Here is a 17,184-nt window from a genome sequence, read left to right as displayed (position 1 = left end):
AGGACATCCCACCCTACGGTTTGTAGGGTTAGAGGCGGGTGAGAAGACGTCCGTTCCCTTCAGCCGGTTCTCTCCTTCGGTCGGCCCGTTCTTTTCAGCCGGCGCCGGGGAGGGCGATTCCCTGGTCGTAGGCGAAGATCACGGCCTGGACGCGGTCGCGGGCACCGATCTTGGCCAGGACGCGGCCCACGTGCGTCTTCACGGTGGACTCGGACACGACGAAGCGGGCGGCGATCTCGCCGTTGGTCCAGCCCTTGCCGATGGCGACGAGGATCTCGCGCTCGCGTTCGGTCAGGGAGGCCAGGCGCGGGTCCTCGGCCGGGTCGCCCCTTCTGGTGGGCACGTGCCGGGCGTACTCGTCCAGGATGCGGCGGGTGAGGGCCGGCGCGATCACCGCGTCGCCTCCGGCGACCGCGCGGATCCCGGCGAGGAGCTCGTCGGGGCGTGCGTCCTTGAGGAGGAAGCCACTGGCTCCGGCCCGCAGGGCGGCATGCACGTACTCGTCGACGTCGAAGGTGGTCAGCACGAGGACCCGGGAACGCCCCCCGGCCTCGGCGATCCGGCGGGTCGCCTCGATGCCGTCCATACCGGGCATCCGCACGTCCATCAGCACGACGTCGGGACGGAGTTCGGCGGTCCTGCGGACGGCCTCGGCGCCGTTCGAGGCCTCGCCGACCACCTCCGTCTCGGGCATGGAGTCGAGCAGCACCCGGAAGCCGTAGCGCTGCAGCTGCTGGTCGTCGACGACGAGCACCGTGGTCACCGGGTGCCTCCCTGCGGTGTCAGGTCGAGGGCGGCCTCCACGGCCCACCCCCCGTCGGCCGCGGGCCCGGCGCTCACGGTCCCTCCGTACAGCGCCGCTCGTTCGCGCATGCCCACCAGTCCGTGTCCTTCCTCGTTCCATGGTCCGGGTCCGGCGGGTCCGGCCGGGCCGTCGTCCCGGATCCGGATGACGAGCCGTTCGTCCTCGACGACGACCGCCAGGTTCACCTGGGTGCCGGCACCGGCGTGCTTCAGGGTGTTCGTCAGGGCCTCCTGGACGATGCGGTAGACCGTCAGCTGCATCCCGCGGTCCAGGGCGTCCACCTCGCCGACCGTCCGGTAGACGATCTCCAGTCCTGCGGTGCGTACGCCGTCACACAGCGTCTCGATGTCCGCGAGGCCGGGCTGGGGGCTGAGTTCGGGTGCCTGGCGGGCGCCGTCCGACGCCTCGCGCAGGACGCCGAGCACCCGGCGCAGCTCGCCGAGGGCGGTGCGGCCGGTGTCGCCGATGAGCTGGAGGGCCTCCTTGCCGCGTTCGGGAGCGGCGTCGGTGGCGTACGCGCCGGCGTCGGCGAGGGTGATGATGACGGACAGGTTGTGGCCGACGATGTCGTGCATCTCACGGGCCACCCGGGCGCGCTCCGTGGCGGTCGCGAGTCTGATGCGCTGGTCGCGTTCCGTCTCCAGCCGCGCCGCCCGCTCCCGCAGCCCCGCGAGCTGCGCCCGCCGGGTCCGCACCGTCAGGCCCACGGCCAGGGCCGCGGTCGCCGTGCTCAGCAGGAAGAACAGGGCGTCCCAGACGGACATGGCCGGCGAGACCCGCACCGCGACCAGCACCATCCCCGCCGCCATGACCGCGCAGGCCCACGGCAGGCGGCGCAGCTGCCCGTGCAGGGCCAGGCTGTACAGGGCGACGAACAGGGCGACGTCCGCGCGCAGCACGGCGTCCAGCGACCACTGCAGGACGAAGACCGCGGCGATGGTGACGAAGGCCGCCATGGGCCGGCGCCGCCGCCACAGCAGCGGCAGCACCAAACCGGCCTGCAGGGCCAGCATGGCCGCGAGGGGGAGCTGGGTGAAGACGAACTGGAACCTGCGCCGGCCGTCCCCGTCTCCGTCCCCGTACCTCGCGCTGCCGTGGTGCAGGAGGTCCGGCAGGCAGAACATGAAGAAGACCAGCGCCGCGACCGCGGTGTCCAGCACCCACGGATGGGCGCGGTCCGCGTGCCGCAGCCGCTGGCCGGCCCGGGCGAGCCGGGCGGCCAGCGGTCCCGTTCCGCCGATGTCCCCGGCGGAGGCGGTCGTCGTCAAGGTGGTCACCTGCCCATGGTGCAGGCTGTCAGACGTCGCTGCGCACCAGCCGGTACGCCGCGCCCGCGAGCGCGAGCACCGTCCAGCCGAGGAAGACCAGCAGCCCGGCGCCCGGCGACAGGGTGGTGCTGTCGTGGGTCAGGGCGAACATCGACTCGCCCGCGTTGCTCGGCAGGTAGGGGCTGATGTCGTCCTGCCAGGAGCTGGGCAGCAGGGAGATCAGGCCCGGGACCAGCATCAGGGAGGCGACCAGGACCGAGATGCCGCCGGCCACCGACCGCAGCAGGGCGCCCAGGGCGGTGCCGATGACGCCGACCAGGCCGAGGTAGAGTCCGGCGCCCAGCAGGCTGCGCACGACACCCGCGTGCGAGAGGCCCATGGCCGCGGGCGTGCCCGACACGATCTGGCTGCCGAACAGGAAGGCGACGAACGCGCCCAGCGTTGCCACCACCAGCGCGACCAGCCCGAACACGGCCGCCTTGGACCACAGCACGGGCAGCCGGCGCGGTACGGCGGTGAGCGTGGAGCGGATCATCCCGGTGGAGTACTCCCCCGCCGTGACCAGCACGCCGAGCACGCCGAGGGCGAGCTGGGCGAAGTTGGTGCCGAAGAGGGACAGGCTCACGGCGGTCGCGGTGGCGAAGTCACGGTCCTGGTGCGGAGAACCGACGCCCGACTTGTAGTGGTTCGCGGCGATGAGCCCGAAGGCGACGAGAAAGAGCAGGCCGAGGCCCAGGGTGATCCAGGTCGAGCGGAGCGACCACAGCTTGGCCCACTCCGAGGCGAGCACGCGCCGTCCGGTCACCCGATAAACGGGGCGGGTGGCGGTGGCCGGGGGCGCCTCGACGGGCGCGGCGAGGGTGCTCATGCCGCACTCCCCTCGGTCACGCGGGCCTCGATGCCGGTCGTCGAGCCGTGGTACTCCACGGCATCCCTCGTCAGGTTCATGAACGCCTCCTCCAACGACACCGTGCGCGCGGTCAGTTCGAACAGCGCGATCCCGTGCTCGGCCGCCTTGAGGCCGATGTCGCGGGCACTCAGCCCGGTCACCTGAAGCTCCTCGGAGCCGGCCCGCCCGCTGATGTCGACGCCGGGACCGGCCAGTGCCTCCCGCAGCCGGGCCGGCTCCTGGGTGGCCACCTGCACCGTGTCGCCACCCGCCTCCCGGACGAGGTCCGCCACGGTCGTGTCGGCCAGCAGCCGCCCGCGCCCCACGATGATCAGATGGTCCGCGACCAGGGCCATCTCGCTCATCAGGTGGGACGACACGAACACGGTCCGCCCCTCCTCGGCGAGGGCCTTGAGCAGGTTGCGGATCCAGAGGACGCCCTCCGGGTCGAGCCCGTTGACCGGCTCGTCCAGCATCACCGTCTGCGGATCGCCCAGCAGCGCCGCCGCGATACCGAGCCGCTGCCCCATGCCGAGGGAGAACGCGCCGGCCCGCTTCTTCGCCACGCTGCCGAGGCCGGCCAGTTCGACGACCTCGTCGACCCGGCGGCGCGGAATGCCGTGGGTCAGCGCGAGCGCCAGCAGATGGTTGTAGGCCGAGCGGCCCGGGTGGATCGACTTCGCCTCCAGGAGGGCACCGACCTCCTGGAGCGGTGCCTGGTGGCGGGCGTAGTGCCGTCCGTTGACGGTCACCGACCCGCCGGTCGGGGCGTCGAGGCCGACGATCATGCGCATGGTCGTGGACTTCCCCGCGCCGTTGGGCCCCAGGAAGCCGGTCACCGTGCCCGGCTGCACGGCGAAGTCCAGCCCGTCGACGGCCGTCTTCTCGCCGTACCTCTTGGTCAGCTGCTGTGCGTCGATCATGCGCGTCTCTTCCTGTGGGAGCCGGCGCCCGTCTGTCGCCCCTCGACGCCTCACCGACAACGCTAGGAGTCGAAACGCCCCGATTCGGTGGTACCGGGGCATGATCCACGCCCGCCGGGTCGTACCGCGGTACTACGCACGCCTGCCCCCTCGGTCGCACCCTCCAGGTCGCCGTCGGGGCGCTGCCGCGTGCGGTCCGGAAGCGGGCCGCACGGGCGCAGTGGCCGTCCGGTCCGGCCGGTGCGGAGGCGTCCGGCGTGCTCACACCCGTGAGCCCTCAGGGGCCATGGCCGACGGGGTGGTGCGGGGCGTGCGCAGCGCGGATCGGCCGTCCGACCAGGCCGTCAGCACGCGCGCGGCCAGGCGGTCCTCCAGGTGCCCGGTGGCGCGGATCCCGAAGACCACGTCGGCGTCCAGCTGCGGCTCGTCCGCCAGCAGTCCGGCGACGACCTCGTGCCGTACGACCTGTTCGTGCACCGCGTCCGCCTCGACGTGCTCGGTGTAGAAGCGGACGGCCGCCGGGCCGGCGCCCATGCGGCGCAGGGCCTCGGACAGCCGCCGGGAGGCGGGAGACGAGGTGATCTCGACGGTCGCGAAGTGGCCGACGAGCGCTCCGCGCAGGGCCCGGTGCAGGCCGAACAGGGACATCATGTTGGCGGTGGCCAGTGCCTCGGCCGGTGCGGCGTCGACGTAGTGGCCGTACGAGGTGTCCAGGCCCAGGTCCGCCATCAGGTCGGCGAAGAGCCGGGCGTGGATCTCGTCGGCGCGGCCGGCGCCGAACTCGTCGAACTCCACGGCGACCATCCCCGCCTTGGCCCGTCCGCGCAGCCGGGGGATGACCCAGGCGTGCGGGTCGGCCTCCTTGAGGTGGTAGAGCGAGCGCAGCGCGGCGTACTGGCGGAAGTGGTCGAGAGTGCCGTGGTCACGCAGGAAGTGGGAGAGGCTGCCCTCGACCTCGCCGACCGGTTCGAGCTGGAGCTCGTCCAGGGCCCGCGCGGCGCTGTCGGACGCGTCGACCGGCACGTCCGCGCGCAGCGCGCCGAGGAAGCGGTCCTCCAACCCGGCGCGCAGGGCGAGGAGTCCGGGGTCCCACTCGCGGTCGTCGGGGACGCCGTCGAAGCCGAGGTAGTGGAGTTCGTAGAGGATGTACAGGGCGAGTTGGAGGTCGTCGCCGTAGGGGTCCGTTCCGGAGGGGACCGGTGGCAGCCCGGATCCGGGTCCGCTCAGTGCGGCGGTGAGCGCGGCGGAGAGCGGGCCGCGCGGCTCCGGCAGTCGTACGTTCGTCATCACGATGCCTCGTCCGGTTTCGCACGGCGGCGATGGCTGGTGTCGCACCAGGGCGGGGTCCGGGTACGGCGGCAGGTGCAGATGGCCACGGTGAAGCGCCGCGACACATGCACCTCGCCGTCCTCGCCCACGACTTCGACGGGTCCCTCCACCAGGAGCGGACCGTCGCGCTGGACGCGGATCCGGCGGGGGCGTTCATATGTGTTCGGCACGGATCACCACCAGCTCCTCCGTCGTGCGGTCGGCGCTGTCGGCCAACAGGCCGCGTTCGCGCAGCCAGCCCGACCGGGAGCGCAGGATGCGGCCGAAGGGCAGCCGGGTGCGGTCGACGACCTGGGCGTGCAGCCCGGCCGCGTGGAGCCGGGCCAGGGTCTCCTCGACGCCGCTCAGGTGGGAGTGCACCATCAGCAGCCTCCCCGCGGGGCGCAGGACCGCCGGTGCCGCCGCGCAGATGCGGTCGATGAGCAGCCGGCCGTCGGGCCCGGCGTCCCAGGCCCGCGCGCGGCCCCGGGGCGGGCGGTCGGCGGGCGGGGCCGGGACGTACGGCGGGTTGGTGACCACGAGGTCGAAGCGACGGCCCGGCACCGCGGACGCCAGGTCACCGTGGCGCACCCGCACCGTCTGGCCGTTCAGCAGGGCGTTGCACCAGGCGGCGGCGAGCGCGCGCCAGGAGATGTCCACCGCGGTCACCCGCGCGCCGAGCCGGGCCGCCTCCACCGCGAGGGCACCGCTGCCGGTGCCGAGGTCCAGGACCTCGGTCCGGCTGGTGATCCGCTCCCGGCGCAGCGCCCGGCCGAGCAGCCCGGTGTCGGTCTGCGGCCGGTAGACGCCCGGCGGGACCCAGCCGCGGAACCGGGGCGGGGAGACGAGGGATTCGGTCGCCATCATGGTGCCCCTGGTCGGCTCGACGCCTTCAACGGCCGCCCGGCGAGTGCGCGGGCGACTCCGCGGAGGCTCTGGCCAGGGCCTCCGTGTCCGAGGGCTGCGGGGATGTCCTGAGGGTGCGGTGGACGACGAGGGCTTTCACGGGTGCTCTCCACGCTGGTGAGAGGGGGTGCGGGCGGGCCGCATCCCGGCCCGTCGTGTCACACGGGTACCCCCGGGCCGCTGTCGTAACGAGAGATCCCGGCGGGGACTGTCACGTCGACGGGGTCTCGCGCTGCTCCAGCGGCCGGACGGCGGGACCTCGGAGGATGCCGGATCCGCGGCATACGTGCAGGCCACCTGCATGCCGCGGTCGGCCTGGCGACCACCACACCCCCTTGGTCCGTTTCGCCGGAATCGTGTACGGGGACCCGGCACGGGCAGCACCAGCACGCTCAGCCGCCCTCCGGCCGGCCGGACCACGTGATGCTCGCCGACGTCTTCCCGACGGGCTACCACGCCACCGAGACGGCCGGCGTGGGGCCCGGGGACCAGACCGTCGTCTACGGCGCCGGACCCGTCGGGCTCATGGCCGCCTGCTCGGCGATCCTCAGGGGCGCCGGCCGGGTGTGGGTCGCCGACCACCAGCGGGACCGGCTGCGCAAGGCCGAGAGACCGGCGCCATCCCGATCGACACCAGCAGCCAGGACCCGGCCGAGGTAGTGAAGGAGGCCACGCTCGGGCTCGGCGCCGACAACGGCTGTGAATGCGTCGGTTACCAGGCTCACGATCCGAGCGGCCAGGAGGATGCCGCCCTCACGACCGGCCAGGCGCCGGTGAAGAGGTACAACCGGGCCCTGCGCGACCTGATCGCCGGAGGCAGGGCCGAGCCCGGCTTCATCGTTTCGCACGAACTCGGTCTCGACGAGGCACCGCCGGCCTACGAGCACTTCGACAACCGGGACGAAGGCTGGACCAAGGTGATCCTGCACCCCGACCGCCACGGCTGAGACGGGCTGGGCGGGTACTCGTGCAGAGCCGCCGCACGCGGGCGGAGGAAAGCGAGGGCACGAGCCATGACGACACCGATGCCGGGCACCCGCCCGCAGGTCCGCACGGTCCGTACGGACCTGCTCGGGATCTATCTCAACGACCATCTGGCAGGTTCGACGGTCGGAGTCGGACGCTCCCAGTTCATGGCCCGATCGCATCGCGACCCGCCCTTCGCGGAACCCCTGCGGCACCTCGCGGGCGAGGTCGCCGAGGACCGGGCGAGCCTGCTGCGCATCATGCGGAGCCTGGGCGTGCCGCAGCGCCGCTACAAGGTCGCCGCATCCGCCGCGGCCGAGCGACTGGGGCGTCTCAAGAGCAACGGGCGCCTCTTCAGGCGTTCACCGCTGACACTGGTCATCGAACTCGAGTTCCTCCGGCTGGGAGTGAAAGGCAAGGAACTCGGCTGGCGCACCCTGCGCGTCCTGGCCGAGGCGGACGGCCGCCTCGACGAACAGGAGCTCGACGACCTGATCGCACGGGCCGGGCGGCAGCTGAGCACGCTGGAGGACCTGCGCGTCAGAGCGGTCCGAGACGTGTTGCTGTGTGACTGACGGGGCGCTGAGGGCCCGAAGGCCGGGGCGAGAGGGCCGAGCCCGCGTTCATCCACATGCCCGTCCCCGGCACGCCTCCCGTGCCGCTTCCGTGGGGGTGGCGCTCGACGGCCGGCCGTCGGTCCTGCGGGCCGTGGCGACGGCTGCGGTGAGCTGCTTCCGGACGGCATCCGGCAGCGCTGCCCCATGGACCGCCGTCAGCACGTCCCTGGCGAGGTGGTGCAGTTTGGTATTGGTGTGCTGAGATGTCGTGACCAGCACCTCCCACGCTGCGTCCGGGCTCAGACCGAACGTGGCCATGAGGACCCCGCGCGCCAGGTCGATGTCCGGACGGGTGCGCATCGCACGGCGGAGCTGGACCACCTCCGTCCGCAGAACCCCGTCGTCCGCGTTCCCGCCCTGAGGCCCGGATTTCCCCACGGGCGGATCGGTGCCGTCGGATGCGACTGATCCGTCGGGTGCGGCGGAGAAGAGACCGTAGGTGTCCGTGAAGGTCAGCAGGCGTTCCACGGCGGGGCTGACGGCGGTGACGGTGATCGTCTTTCCCGCCGCGACCGCCCGGGCGCGGGCGGCCAGCAGTACGTTGAGCGCGCTGCAGTCCGCGAACGTCAACCGGCCGAGATCCAGGTCCACGCCCTCGGCGGAGCTCGCAAGGGCGTCGCGCAGGGTGTGCCGGAGCTCCTGACTGTTGTCGAGACAGAACTCGCCGCTCACGGTGACGGTCACTCGACCGCCGTCCGGACGGGCCGATGCCATCAGACTCGTGGTCGTCGGCCGGGGCGGGCGGTCGCCGCCGCATTCGCCCGCGAACGGCACTTCGTCGGACGGTTCCAGCATGATCGCCTCCTCCGCACATGCCTCCTCAAGCGTCGTACGCTCCCCCTGGCCCGTCAAGGTGTACGTGAAATTTAGTTCGTGTTTCCGGTTGCGTGAAAACGCGGCCGTACGATTTGGGCCACGGCGGCAGTCGCCGGACCGGCAGTCACGAGGTCAGCTCTCGGCGTCCGGGGCGGGGGCCGCGGGGCCTGCCGGTGCGGCGCGGAGCATGGCCTTGTAGAGAGCCTCGTGCTCGGGCGAGGCGGGCAGCGGACCCCGGGCGGGGGCCTCGAAGGACTGGACGAACAGGGCCACGACGCGGCGCCAGGCGTCGGGCGCCGCGTCACCGGTGGCGTTGACGACGCCCGCGTTCGCCATGTGGAGCAGCACCAGGTCGGAGGGGTCGAAGTCCGCGCGCAACCGGCCTGCCTCCTGCGCGCGACCGATCAGCCGGACCATGCCCTCGTACGCCTCGTTGCGACGCGTCTCCAGTTCCTTGGCCGTGGGGAAGGTCGTGGTCAGCACGTCGGCGAAGCCGTAGTCGGCGGCCTGCATCGCACACGCGGCCTCGATGTAGCCGACGAAGCCACGCCAGGGGTCGGGATCGTCCAGGGCGGCGGCGACCGCGTCGGCGTAGGCGTCCATACGGTCGGCGAAGACGGCCGCGACCAGGTCCTCCTTGGCCGGGAAGTGGCGGAAGGCCGTGGCGATCCCGACGCCCGCCTCACGGGCCACCGAGGCCATGGAGGCGTTCAGCCCGTCGCGCGCGAACACCCTGCGCGCCGCCGCGACGATCCTGCCCCGGTTGCGCTCGGCGTCGCTGCGCAGCGGCTGGGCGGCAGTGCCGTCGGGATGCTGGGAGCCAGGAGTCATGCCGGCAGTCTAGCAATCGGAAAGGCCTATCCATTTCCCGTGGTACGGTGAGCGCACCGAACCGGTAAGCCCTATCCGGATCGCGAATCGGAAAGGGCTATCCACATTCCTGCCTCCCTTGCGGAGGCCTTGCGAAAGGATCGCTGTGAGCAGCATCGCCATCGTCGGGGCCGGCCCCCAGCTGGGCCTGGCCATCGCCCGCACCTTCGGCACCCAGGGCTACGACGTCGCCCTTGTCTCCCGGGACCCCGAGAAGCTGGAAGGTATGGTCGGCAAGCTGACCACCGAGGGCATCACCGCCGCCGCCTTCCCCGCCGACGTCCTCGACCGCGACGCCCTCACCCAGGCGCTCAAGGACGCCGCCGAGCGCTTCGGCGGCATCGACGTCCTGGAGTACTCCCCGCTGGGGGCGTTCGGCCAGGTCGTCCTGGCCACGCCGGCCGAGAGCGACTACTCACACATCCAGCACGAGATCGAGTTCCAGCTCTACGGGGCCATCGCCGCGACCAAGGCCGTCCTGCCCGCGATGCGCGAGGCCGGCACCGGCACCCTGCTCTACACCACCGGCGCCGGCTCCCTCGACCCCCTGCCGGTGGTCGGCAACGTCAACGCCGCCGCCGCGGCGCTGCGCAACTGGGCGGTCAACCTGCACAAGGAACTCGACGGCACCGGCATCCAGGCCGCCCACATCGGCATCGACGTGTCGATCGCCGTCTCCCTCATCCCCGGCCAGCCGGTGATCCAGCCCGAGGACATCTCCCCCGCCTACTGGGACCTGCACACCACCAGGCGCGATCAGGCCGAACTCGTCTTCAAGGGCTGACCACACCGGCTTCTCCCGCCGGCCCCGGTCCCTCGGTCTCGATCGAGACCGGCAAGAAGCCCGCCCGCCGTCGTGCCGGGGCCACTGCTGCGATCAGGGCAGTTCCGCGGTGTCGACACCGAGCAGTTCCACGAGCTGGAGCCGGTGGAGGCCGGCGATGTTCTCCACCAGGTCGGGGTGGCGCAGCAGAGCCGCAGCCTCCGTGTCCCACTTCCCGGGGGCGGTCAGCCTCCGCAGGCCGCCGCCGGCCTGGTGCTCGCTCATGGCGGCGGCCCGGTGGGCGGCGTGGGCGGCCAGGGCCGCGTCGGCCAGGAGGCAGGCGGCCCAGCTGACGACGGTTTCGTCGACCCAGGTCCGCCAGGCGGCGTCGCCGGTGCCGTCGGGCTGCGGCTCGCATCCGGTGAGCCAGTCCAGCCGCTGGGACCCGCTGGGTGCGAGCAGGTGGAGCAGCTGCACATCGAGGGTGGTGGGGTAGCGCAGGGCGGCGGCGAGCGTGACCGCCTGCCGGGCCTGCGCCTCGGCCAGCGCCCGGCTGAGCGCACCACCGGGGGCGGGGTAGGCGGCCAGGAGCCAGCGGGTGGAGGCGGCTATGACAGGTGTCAGATCGTCGGTCACGGCGGTCGGTCCCTCGGGAACGTGCTCGCCTGTGTCCGGCAGATCGGTCCCGCGAGCTGTTACGCGGGGCCGCGCTGCCCCGCTCGTGACCTACCAGCGTAGGCAGCCGGACCGGAGGAGGGAATGAGCAGCGTCACAGGAGTCCGGGCCGCCGCCCGGGTTCCCGACCGGGAATCCGGGCGGGCGCCGAACGGCCCGGTACTTCTCCCCGGGGGTCAGGACTTGCCGCGGCCTGTGATCAGGTCGCGGGCCCGGTCCACCAGACCCGTGCCCGGCGCGAGGAGCTTGTTGGCGGGCGGGGTGCTCGGCGCGGAGGGGTGGGGGCGGGTCGGGGCCATGGACTTGGCCCGGCGGATCTTGTCCCCGAGCTTGTTCAGAGCGTCGGCGGAGCAGGTCTGGCGCAGCATGGGGAAGAGGTTGTCCTCCTCGTCCCGGACGTGGGCGGAGACCTCGTCCATGAGCTGCTGCAGCAGCGGGCTCGTCTTGGGGTCGTCGGTGTCCGCCTTCTCCAGCTGCTTGAGGAGCTCCTCGACCCGACCGTGGTCCGCGATCTCCTTGTCCGCGATCCGGTCGCCGCCCTCGATGTACTCGCGTACCGCCGGGTAGAGGTACTCCTCCTCGGCGATCGAGTGCCGTACGAGTTCGATGGTGACCTCGTCCACGACGTCACGCAGTGCCTGGCCGCCGCCCGGCATCCCCTGGATCCGGGCGAACATCTCCTCGACCTCGCGGTGGTCGGTCATCAGCTCCGCGATCGCGTCTCCACCGTGTCCCATGGTCTCTCCGCCTTTCGCTGTTCATGCCCGGGGCCGGGCCGACGAAGCCGGCGTCGCCGCGGGCGAGGTCCACCCGCCGGGTGCCCACCCCCGGTCGGGAGTAACTGCTTCTTCGTCATCGAGGAGCGGCCCTCGATGTTGCGCAGAAGCGTGAGCTCCACGTCGCCGTGTTCGCCGTGGATCAGGCATCCAGGCCGACCGCCCCGGCTCACTTCTTCTTCAGCGCGGACGGCTTGTGCACTGCGGACCGGCCGGACTTGCCGCTGCGCACCTGGTACTGCGGTTCGTCACGGGACGCATCCACCGTGCGGCCAGCGGCCTCGGTGCGCTCGGTGATCTTCTTCTCGACCTCGCCCTCGGCCTGTCCGCCGTGACTCTCCCAGGCCACCTTGTCGCCCCTTTCCAGCTCCTTGCCCGCGCGCCTGTTCCGAGCCATACCGGCACTCCTTCACCTGCGGTGGGCCGTTTCTCCCAAGGTGCGGGCATCGTGCCTGCACCGCAGCTGCTGGTCACGCTCTGGGGCTGAGTTCGGCGGGCATCGGACTGTCTGTCCGGAGGACGGGTACTCAGTGATCTCTGCGGCTTCTCGCGCACCAGGTCCCACCGATTGCTTCCAGACCACCGACGTCTCGCCCTTCCCGGAGAAGCGCCTGGCAGCGGCCTGCCGTCCCACCAGGGACACCATCTCCCGCGGGCTTCGAAGACAGGGAGGCATCTCCATGCCGACACCACTGCCGTTCCGGGCGTCCGAATCCCTTCACGGCCTGTCCGCCGTGGTCACCGGCGGCTCCCGCGGTCTCGGTCTTCTCATCGCCGACGAGCTGATGGACCGCGGCTGCCGTGTCACGCTCGCCGCGCGAGACGCCGACGAACTCGAGCGGGCCGCCGGGCTGCTTCGGCAGCGGCATCCCGAAGGCTCCGTCCGCACCGCCGTGACCGACGTGCGGGACAGGCAGGCCCTCGGTGGTCTTTTCCACCGGACGGCCGAGGCCTGCGGCGGCGTGGACGTGGTCATCGCCAACGCCGGCATCATCCAGGTCGCACCTGCCGAGACCGTCGGCGCGGCCGGATTCGACGACGCGATGGGCACGATCTTCCACGGCGCGCTCCACACCAGCCTCGAAGCACTCCCCTACCTGCGCGAGAGCCCAGCCGGCGGAAGGCTGGCTCTGATCGGCTCCGTGGGCGGTCTGCTCGCCGTACCGCATCTGCTGCCGTACTCGTGCGCCAAAGCCGCCGTGGGGGCCCTGGCCGAAGGGCTGTACGCGGAGTCGGCGCGCGACGGCGTGTCCGTGACCGCCGTACATCCGGGTCTGATGCGCACCGGCTCGCATCTGCACGCCGTGTTCGGCGGTGACCGGCGACGCGAGTTCGCCTGGTTCTCCGCTCTCGCCGGCACTCCGCTGATATCGATGGACGCGCGCCGCGCTGCCGACCGCATCGTCACGGCCGTCCAGCGCCGCCGCCTCCGTCTCGTGCTCACCCCCGCCGCCCGCATCGCCGACAAGGCCCACGGCCTCGCCCCCACGCTCACCGCACGGCTCAGCCACGCGACGACCGCACTGCTGCCGACCGCGGAAGGCGAACCGGAGCTGCGCCCGGGCCTCGACATCGAGCTGGCAGCCCCACGCACGCTCGGGGAACGCCTGCGCTCCGTGGGCAGCGCGCTGAACGACCGGGCTGCCCGTGCCTACAACGAACGCCACCGCACCGCTGCGGAGCGGCATCTGCCCTGACCGGGCTCACGGCCGGGTGCAGCGGGTCCAGCTGCGCGTCTTGCGCGGATCGCGCCGTGAGGCGTCGGCCCACACCGTCGGCAGCTCCCGTTCGCGCCGGTCGGCGTCGGCCTGCTCCTGTCCGTACAACAGGCCCCAGACGAAGGAGGGTTCGCCGGCCGCGTGGGCTGCCAAGGTCATCTTGCGCAGGGTGTCCCGGGCCACGACGCTGTCCTGATGGTCCCCCAGCACCTTCTGGACCGCTTTGACGCGCTTGCCCAGGCGCTTGGCGGGCTTGCCCAGTGTGTCGCGCGTGGGCTCCGTGGCGTACCGCGTCTTCTTGGCCGCCTTGCGGGCTTCGTGGAGGGCCGTGTCACGTTCCGGTCCCGGCGAGAGTTCCAGCGCGTGGGAAACCCGGCCGGCGAGACGGCGGTATTCCTTGAGGACGGCCTTGGCCATGACTCCGGCTTCCGGCCGGCCTTGCCGCGTAGCGGGGGCTGTTCCGTCAGGGTCGCCAGAGAGTCCAGAAGGGCCAGGCAGCGGGGGGAGTTCAGGGCGTCGAGGGTGCGCCGGCGGGCCTCGGAGCTGTTATTGAGGTCCCACACCCGCAGCCGGGAGGCAACGGGGCCGAAGACCAGTTCCGCAGGCAGCGCGTCGATCCTCGAACCCAGCCTCTCCCGGAGTACCTCCTGGTCGCGTTCCGCGCCCAGGAGGTACTCCGGGACCGGTAGGAGCGCAGGACGCCGCGCAGCCGCCCGCAGGCGACACGCATCTTGTGCACCGAGTCGGGCACGTCACGCCGTACCGCGGGGTCGAGGTTCACCAGGGCCTGGATCCGGCCTTCCACATAGCCGAGGACCGCTTCGCCGGCGGACCCCGGCACCACGGTCTCGGGGGCCGGTCCGCCCGGCAGCCGGGGCGCTCCCACCGTTGTCTCCTCCAGAGCCCGGGCCAGCTTGGACGGAGCGTGCGCACGGTCCACACCGCTCTTGCGCGGCGTCTTGTCCACGAGGTCCAGAAGGGCCGGGTCGGTGTCCGGTGCGAGTTCGACCTCCATCTCGGTCCAGGAGGCCAGCGTGCCGGTGGCGCGCAGGGGCTCGGCGCTCAGCTCGGCGAGGACGGCGCTTCCGGAACCGACGAGCTGCCGTACGCCACGGGTGGAACGGATCCGGACGACCGGCCGCACATCCGCTCCCCGGGTACGGGAAAGGGCCAGGTCGCGCAGTGTTTCCGGAAGACTGTCGGACAGCGGGGCCTGTACCTCTTCCCGGCTGTCCCCGGACAGCGGCAGTTTGAGATGCCAGCCCGCGTCGGTTCCGCCCGTCCTTCGCCTGAGGGCGGCCGAGGAACCGGCCGGGCGCAGGTAGTCCGTGTCGTAGTACACGGCGTCCAGGATCTCGGTGCCCTGATCCGCGACGGCCACGATGCCGCCCACCCCGGTGAGGTCGGGCAGCCATGTCGTGTCGGCAGCCGACGGTGATCCGACCGGCCGTCAAACCACTCGTCCGAGCTGAGGCGGCTCAGGGTTGCAGCAGGGTTTTGATCATGCCGTCACGCTTGGCCTGGAAGTCCGCGTACGCCCGTGGCGCCTCCTCCAGGGGCAGGTGGTGGGTGGCGAAGCCGTCCACGCCGGAGGTGATCCGCACGATCACGTCGTCAGGCTGTTCGATCACCGGATCGGGGACCGTCTCCACCCGGACGTCCCGCCGACCCTGCCAGGTCAGAGCGCGCATACCGTCCGCCTCCTCGCTCGTACACCGGTCAGTGGTCACGACCGGGTATCCGCAGCGAGCCCCCTCAGTCGCCGACGGCACCGTCACCGGCATGCGGGGTGACAGCCGCTCCAGCAGCTCCGCCGAGGGCTGGAAACCCACGGATGCGAGCGCCGCGTCGACTGCCGTGCGGCGACAGCGCCTTCCCCGGCGGAGCCCTCGGGGGAGGGAAGGCGGTGCGTGTGCCGGATGACCGGCGATGCGGGACTGTGCGCCATTCGCGGATGATCGCAGAGGTGCGCGAGCCGGTGCACAGGAGCTTTCCGCTCCGCCGCCGGACAGCTCCTAGCCCAGGTCGAAGGTGTTGGGCAGCCCCAGCCGGTAGCGCACCTCGTCGACCCGTTTCAGGGGCTCCAGCTCCGGTGGCCGGAACAGCTCCCAGACGTGGCACCGCTCCGCGTCCGAACCGTCCGCGTCCAGCAGTGCGTTGACGGCGCGTCGGGCGGATTCGTTGGCGCCCTCCATGGTCGCCAGGTCCACGTCGGTGCGGATGTAGTCGCCCGCGAGGAAGAAGTTCGGCACCGCCGTCCTCGCCGACGGGCGGTGGTAGAGCGTGCCGGTGGGGTGGATGAGGAGTTGTTCGCGGTTGTGCGGGTCGGGGCCGCCGAGGCCCGTCACCGCAGGGTCCATGAACCAGCCGAGCCGGTCCTCGTCCCTGAGCGTCGTCTTGCCCGAGTCGTTCAGCCCGTCCTTCAGCTGGGCCCACAGTTCGGCGACGATCTCGTCCTTGGTGCACTCACGGGCGGTCTTGCCGTACAGGATGCCGGGCTTGTCCCACTCGGAGATGATCGTGGACAGGCACTCGTGGGCCTGCCCGTCACCGTAGTCGCGCGAGAAGTCCCGTACGTCCCAGAACTGTGTCTGGCCGATTCCGGTGACCGCCCAGGGTGAGTCGAGGCAGTTGATGTGGCCGTGCACGACGGGGGTGGGGGTGCGCAGGTAGAACATCACGCCGGTCATCCAGTCCGTCTTCAGCTCGTCGCACCGCCCGAGCTGCGGGTCGGCGGCGCGCAGGGCCGGGCCCCAGGTCACGCGCGCGTGCTCGACCGGGAGGGCGGAGACGTAGTGGTCGGCGGTGACGGTGCGCGGCCGGCTGCCGTCGCGCGCCGCCACCCGTACGCCGGCCACCCGTACGCCGTCGTACACCACCTCACGGACCTCGGTGCCGAGCACGAACTCGACGCCCAGGGAGCGCAGATGCGTCTCCCAGGGGTCGATCCACGCCTCGCTGGTCGGGGCGTTCAGCACCCGGTCGACGTCCGCGTCGCCGTCCATGCCGCGGCCGAGCAGGCCCCACAGGATGAGGGCCTCGATGATGACGCGGCCGACGGTGCGGGTGGAGGCGACCTCGGCGCGGGTGGCGACGAGGTTGCGGGTCTGGCCGATGCCGAGGAGCACCTGGTACTCGCGGCTCATCTCGCCGGCCCGGATGAAGTCCCACCATGCGACCTTCTCCCACTGGTCCTCGCGGCGGGCGTCGCAGCTGGTGAGGTGGACCAGGAGGCGGTCGGCGAAGTAGGCGGCCTCGTGGGCGGGCAGGTGGGTGGCGAGGTCCAGCACCGACAGGACCTGGTCGCGGATCCAGGACGGGGTGAGGTCGCCTGGAGCGGGCGGCGTGGTGACCCGGCGGAGCGGGAAGTGCAGGTCCGGGCGGCCCGAGCCGCGCGCGAACAGCTCCTCCGTGCCCCCTCGGAGGTTGCCGTGGACGCCGTTCGTGTTGCCGGGGAAGGGGATGCGGCGCATGGTGTCCGGCAGGTTCCGGTAGAAGCCGGGGAAGAAGCGGAAGCCGTGCTCGCCGGGTAGCGGCTTGCGGCCGCCCGTTCCGGTCCCGGGGACGTCCATCGAGCGGGCCTTGCCGCCGAGGGCGTCGTAGTACTCGTAGACCGTGACCCGGTAGCCGCGTTCGGCGAGTTCGTGAGCGGCGCTGAGGCCGGAGACCCCGCCGCCGAGGACGGCGACACGCTTGCCGGAGCCGGCCGCGGCCGCACTGCCGGCCGCCCCTAAGACGCCGGCCGCTCCCCCGCCCACGGCGCCGGCGACCACTCCCCCGCCCGCCGCCAGGAAACGCCTGCGGCTGTGCCCGCCGTGCTCCCGAGACTGCTGCGCGTGTTCTGTTGTCATGAGAACCGGAGATTAGGGAGGGGCTCGGGCAGC

At 72.1% G+C, this 17,184-nt stretch carries 17 protein-coding genes and 3 pseudogenes; 4 read left to right on the top strand and 16 right to left on the bottom strand.

What is annotated here, in order from left to right:
- Positions 1 to 94: 94 nt before the first annotated feature.
- The 7 genes from ACZ4UV_RS08420 to ACZ4UV_RS08390 all read right to left on the bottom strand — a co-directional run bounded on the left by ACZ4UV_RS08420 (position 95) and on the right by ACZ4UV_RS08390 (position 6,057).
- Positions 95 to 763 (bottom strand): response regulator transcription factor, encoded by a 669-nt coding sequence (locus ACZ4UV_RS08420; protein ID WP_351495660.1) that lies wholly within the window; start codon positions 761 to 763, stop codon positions 95 to 97.
- The gene (locus ACZ4UV_RS08415; protein WP_451017622.1) at positions 760 to 2,073 is read right to left on the bottom strand and encodes a sensor histidine kinase; all 1,314 of its coding nucleotides are present in this window, start codon (positions 2,071 to 2,073) and stop codon (positions 760 to 762) included. The genes ACZ4UV_RS08420 and ACZ4UV_RS08415 overlap by 4 nt, the downstream gene beginning before the upstream one ends.
- 28 nt (positions 2,074 to 2,101) lie before the next feature.
- Positions 2,102 to 2,941, bottom strand: a complete 840-nt coding sequence (locus tag ACZ4UV_RS08410) for an ABC transporter permease (RefSeq protein WP_451017610.1) — start codon at positions 2,939 to 2,941, stop codon at positions 2,102 to 2,104.
- Positions 2,938 to 3,885 (bottom strand): ABC transporter ATP-binding protein, encoded by a 948-nt coding sequence (locus ACZ4UV_RS08405; RefSeq protein ID WP_451017611.1) that lies wholly within the window; start codon positions 3,883 to 3,885, stop codon positions 2,938 to 2,940. Before ACZ4UV_RS08405 ends, ACZ4UV_RS08410 begins: the two co-directional genes overlap by 4 nt.
- A 261-nt stretch (positions 3,886 to 4,146) precedes the next feature.
- On the bottom strand, positions 4,147 to 5,172 hold the full coding sequence (locus tag ACZ4UV_RS08400) for an iron-containing redox enzyme family protein (RefSeq protein ID WP_451017612.1): 1,026 nt from the start codon (positions 5,170 to 5,172) through the stop codon (positions 4,147 to 4,149).
- A complete protein-coding gene (locus ACZ4UV_RS08395; protein WP_451017613.1) occupies positions 5,172 to 5,384 on the bottom strand; it encodes a CDGSH iron-sulfur domain-containing protein in 213 nt (70 codons plus the stop codon). The genes ACZ4UV_RS08400 and ACZ4UV_RS08395 overlap by 1 nt, the downstream gene beginning before the upstream one ends.
- A complete protein-coding gene (locus ACZ4UV_RS08390) occupies positions 5,368 to 6,057 on the bottom strand; it encodes a HemK2/MTQ2 family protein methyltransferase (protein ID WP_451017623.1) in 690 nt (229 codons plus the stop codon). Before ACZ4UV_RS08390 ends, ACZ4UV_RS08395 begins: the two co-directional genes overlap by 17 nt.
- A 456-nt stretch (positions 6,058 to 6,513) precedes the next feature.
- On the opposite strand from ACZ4UV_RS08390, the pseudogene ACZ4UV_RS08385 reads away from it, so the two are divergent.
- A pseudogene (locus ACZ4UV_RS08385) lies at positions 6,514 to 7,046 on the top strand (zinc-binding dehydrogenase); the annotation flags it as partial.
- A 66-nt stretch (positions 7,047 to 7,112) separates the two neighbouring features.
- Positions 7,113 to 7,640 carry a hypothetical protein gene (locus ACZ4UV_RS08380; protein ID WP_467836830.1) on the top strand — a complete coding sequence of 176 codons (528 nt, stop codon included), beginning with the start codon at positions 7,113 to 7,115 and terminating at the stop codon, positions 7,638 to 7,640.
- A 48-nt stretch (positions 7,641 to 7,688) separates the two neighbouring features.
- Here ACZ4UV_RS08380 and ACZ4UV_RS08375 read toward each other — a convergent pair whose 3' ends face one another.
- Entirely contained in the window at positions 7,689 to 8,477 is a 789-nt protein-coding gene (locus ACZ4UV_RS08375) for an ANTAR domain-containing protein (RefSeq protein ID WP_467836826.1), read from the bottom strand.
- 153 nt (positions 8,478 to 8,630) lie between these two features.
- Entirely contained in the window at positions 8,631 to 9,329 is a 699-nt protein-coding gene (locus ACZ4UV_RS08370) for a TetR/AcrR family transcriptional regulator (protein ID WP_451017616.1), read from the bottom strand.
- Positions 9,330 to 9,474: 145 nt separating this feature from the next.
- Here ACZ4UV_RS08370 and ACZ4UV_RS08365 point away from each other — a divergent pair, with 145 nt between their 5' ends.
- A complete protein-coding gene (locus ACZ4UV_RS08365; protein WP_451017617.1) occupies positions 9,475 to 10,152 on the top strand; it encodes an SDR family NAD(P)-dependent oxidoreductase in 678 nt (225 codons plus the stop codon).
- Positions 10,153 to 10,245: 93 nt separating this feature from the next.
- Here ACZ4UV_RS08365 and ACZ4UV_RS08360 read toward each other — a convergent pair whose 3' ends face one another.
- The 3 genes from ACZ4UV_RS08360 to ACZ4UV_RS08350 all read right to left on the bottom strand — a co-directional run bounded on the left by ACZ4UV_RS08360 (position 10,246) and on the right by ACZ4UV_RS08350 (position 11,979).
- Positions 10,246 to 10,767: a hypothetical protein gene (locus ACZ4UV_RS08360; protein ID WP_390034556.1), complete on the bottom strand. Its 522-nt coding sequence runs from the start codon at positions 10,765 to 10,767 to the stop codon at positions 10,246 to 10,248.
- Positions 10,768 to 10,982: 215 nt separating this feature from the next.
- Positions 10,983 to 11,543, bottom strand: a complete 561-nt coding sequence (locus ACZ4UV_RS08355; protein ID WP_390034557.1) for a hemerythrin domain-containing protein — start codon at positions 11,541 to 11,543, stop codon at positions 10,983 to 10,985.
- 208 nt (positions 11,544 to 11,751) lie between these two features.
- Entirely contained in the window at positions 11,752 to 11,979 is a 228-nt protein-coding gene (locus ACZ4UV_RS08350; RefSeq protein ID WP_467836817.1) for a hypervirulence associated TUDOR domain-containing protein, read from the bottom strand.
- A gap of 283 nt (positions 11,980 to 12,262) precedes the next feature.
- On the opposite strand from ACZ4UV_RS08350, the gene ACZ4UV_RS08345 reads away from it, so the two are divergent.
- Complete coding sequence (locus tag ACZ4UV_RS08345) at positions 12,263 to 13,279, top strand: SDR family NAD(P)-dependent oxidoreductase (RefSeq protein ID WP_467836815.1); 1,017 nt, start codon at positions 12,263 to 12,265, stop codon at positions 13,277 to 13,279.
- Between the two features lie 6 nt (positions 13,280 to 13,285).
- Here ACZ4UV_RS08345 and ACZ4UV_RS08340 read toward each other — a convergent pair.
- The 4 genes and pseudogenes from ACZ4UV_RS08340 to ACZ4UV_RS08325 all read right to left on the bottom strand — a co-directional run bounded on the left by ACZ4UV_RS08340 (position 13,286) and on the right by ACZ4UV_RS08325 (position 17,151).
- Positions 13,286 to 13,917: pseudogene (locus tag ACZ4UV_RS08340) on the bottom strand (CHAD domain-containing protein).
- Entirely contained in the window at positions 13,809 to 14,681 is an 873-nt protein-coding gene (locus ACZ4UV_RS08335; RefSeq protein ID WP_467836813.1) for a CYTH domain-containing protein, read from the bottom strand. Before ACZ4UV_RS08335 ends, ACZ4UV_RS08340 begins: the two are co-directional and overlap by 109 nt.
- Before the next feature lie 184 nt (positions 14,682 to 14,865).
- Positions 14,866 to 14,991: pseudogene (locus ACZ4UV_RS08330) on the bottom strand (glutathione-dependent formaldehyde dehydrogenase); the annotation flags it as partial.
- 324 nt (positions 14,992 to 15,315) lie between these two features.
- Positions 15,316 to 17,151 (bottom strand): hydroxysqualene dehydroxylase, encoded by a 1,836-nt coding sequence (locus ACZ4UV_RS08325; protein ID WP_467836809.1) that lies wholly within the window; start codon positions 17,149 to 17,151, stop codon positions 15,316 to 15,318.
- Positions 17,152 to 17,184: the final 33 nt, after the last annotated feature.

The organism is Streptomyces sp. NPDC028289 (assembly GCF_055565975.1).
Note: the sequence above shows the minus strand (reverse complement) of the source record. Positions and strands in the feature narration are given on the sequence as shown.

Coding starts and splice junctions, on each gene's coding strand:
- ACZ4UV_RS08410 (WP_451017610.1), bottom strand. CDS start 2,941: ATGAGCACCCTCGCCGCGCCCGTCGAGGCGCCCCCGGCCACCGCCACC.
- ACZ4UV_RS08405 (WP_451017611.1), bottom strand. CDS start 3,885: ATGATCGACGCACAGCAGCTGACCAAGAGGTACGGCGAGAAGACGGCC.
- ACZ4UV_RS08400 (WP_451017612.1), bottom strand. CDS start 5,172: ATGACGAACGTACGACTGCCGGAGCCGCGCGGCCCGCTCTCCGCCGCG.
- ACZ4UV_RS08390 (WP_451017623.1), bottom strand. CDS start 6,057: ATGGCGACCGAATCCCTCGTCTCCCCGCCCCGGTTCCGCGGCTGGGTC.
- ACZ4UV_RS08380 (WP_467836830.1), top strand. CDS start 7,113: ATGACGACACCGATGCCGGGCACCCGCCCGCAGGTCCGCACGGTCCGT.
- ACZ4UV_RS08375 (WP_467836826.1), bottom strand. CDS start 8,477: ATGCTGGAACCGTCCGACGAAGTGCCGTTCGCGGGCGAATGCGGCGGC.
- ACZ4UV_RS08370 (WP_451017616.1), bottom strand. CDS start 9,329: ATGACTCCTGGCTCCCAGCATCCCGACGGCACTGCCGCCCAGCCGCTG.
- ACZ4UV_RS08355 (WP_390034557.1), bottom strand. CDS start 11,543: ATGGGACACGGTGGAGACGCGATCGCGGAGCTGATGACCGACCACCGC.
- ACZ4UV_RS08350 (WP_467836817.1), bottom strand. CDS start 11,979: ATGGCTCGGAACAGGCGCGCGGGCAAGGAGCTGGAAAGGGGCGACAAG.
- ACZ4UV_RS08345 (WP_467836815.1), top strand. CDS start 12,263: ATGCCGACACCACTGCCGTTCCGGGCGTCCGAATCCCTTCACGGCCTG.
- ACZ4UV_RS08325 (WP_467836809.1), bottom strand. CDS start 17,151: ATGACAACAGAACACGCGCAGCAGTCTCGGGAGCACGGCGGGCACAGC.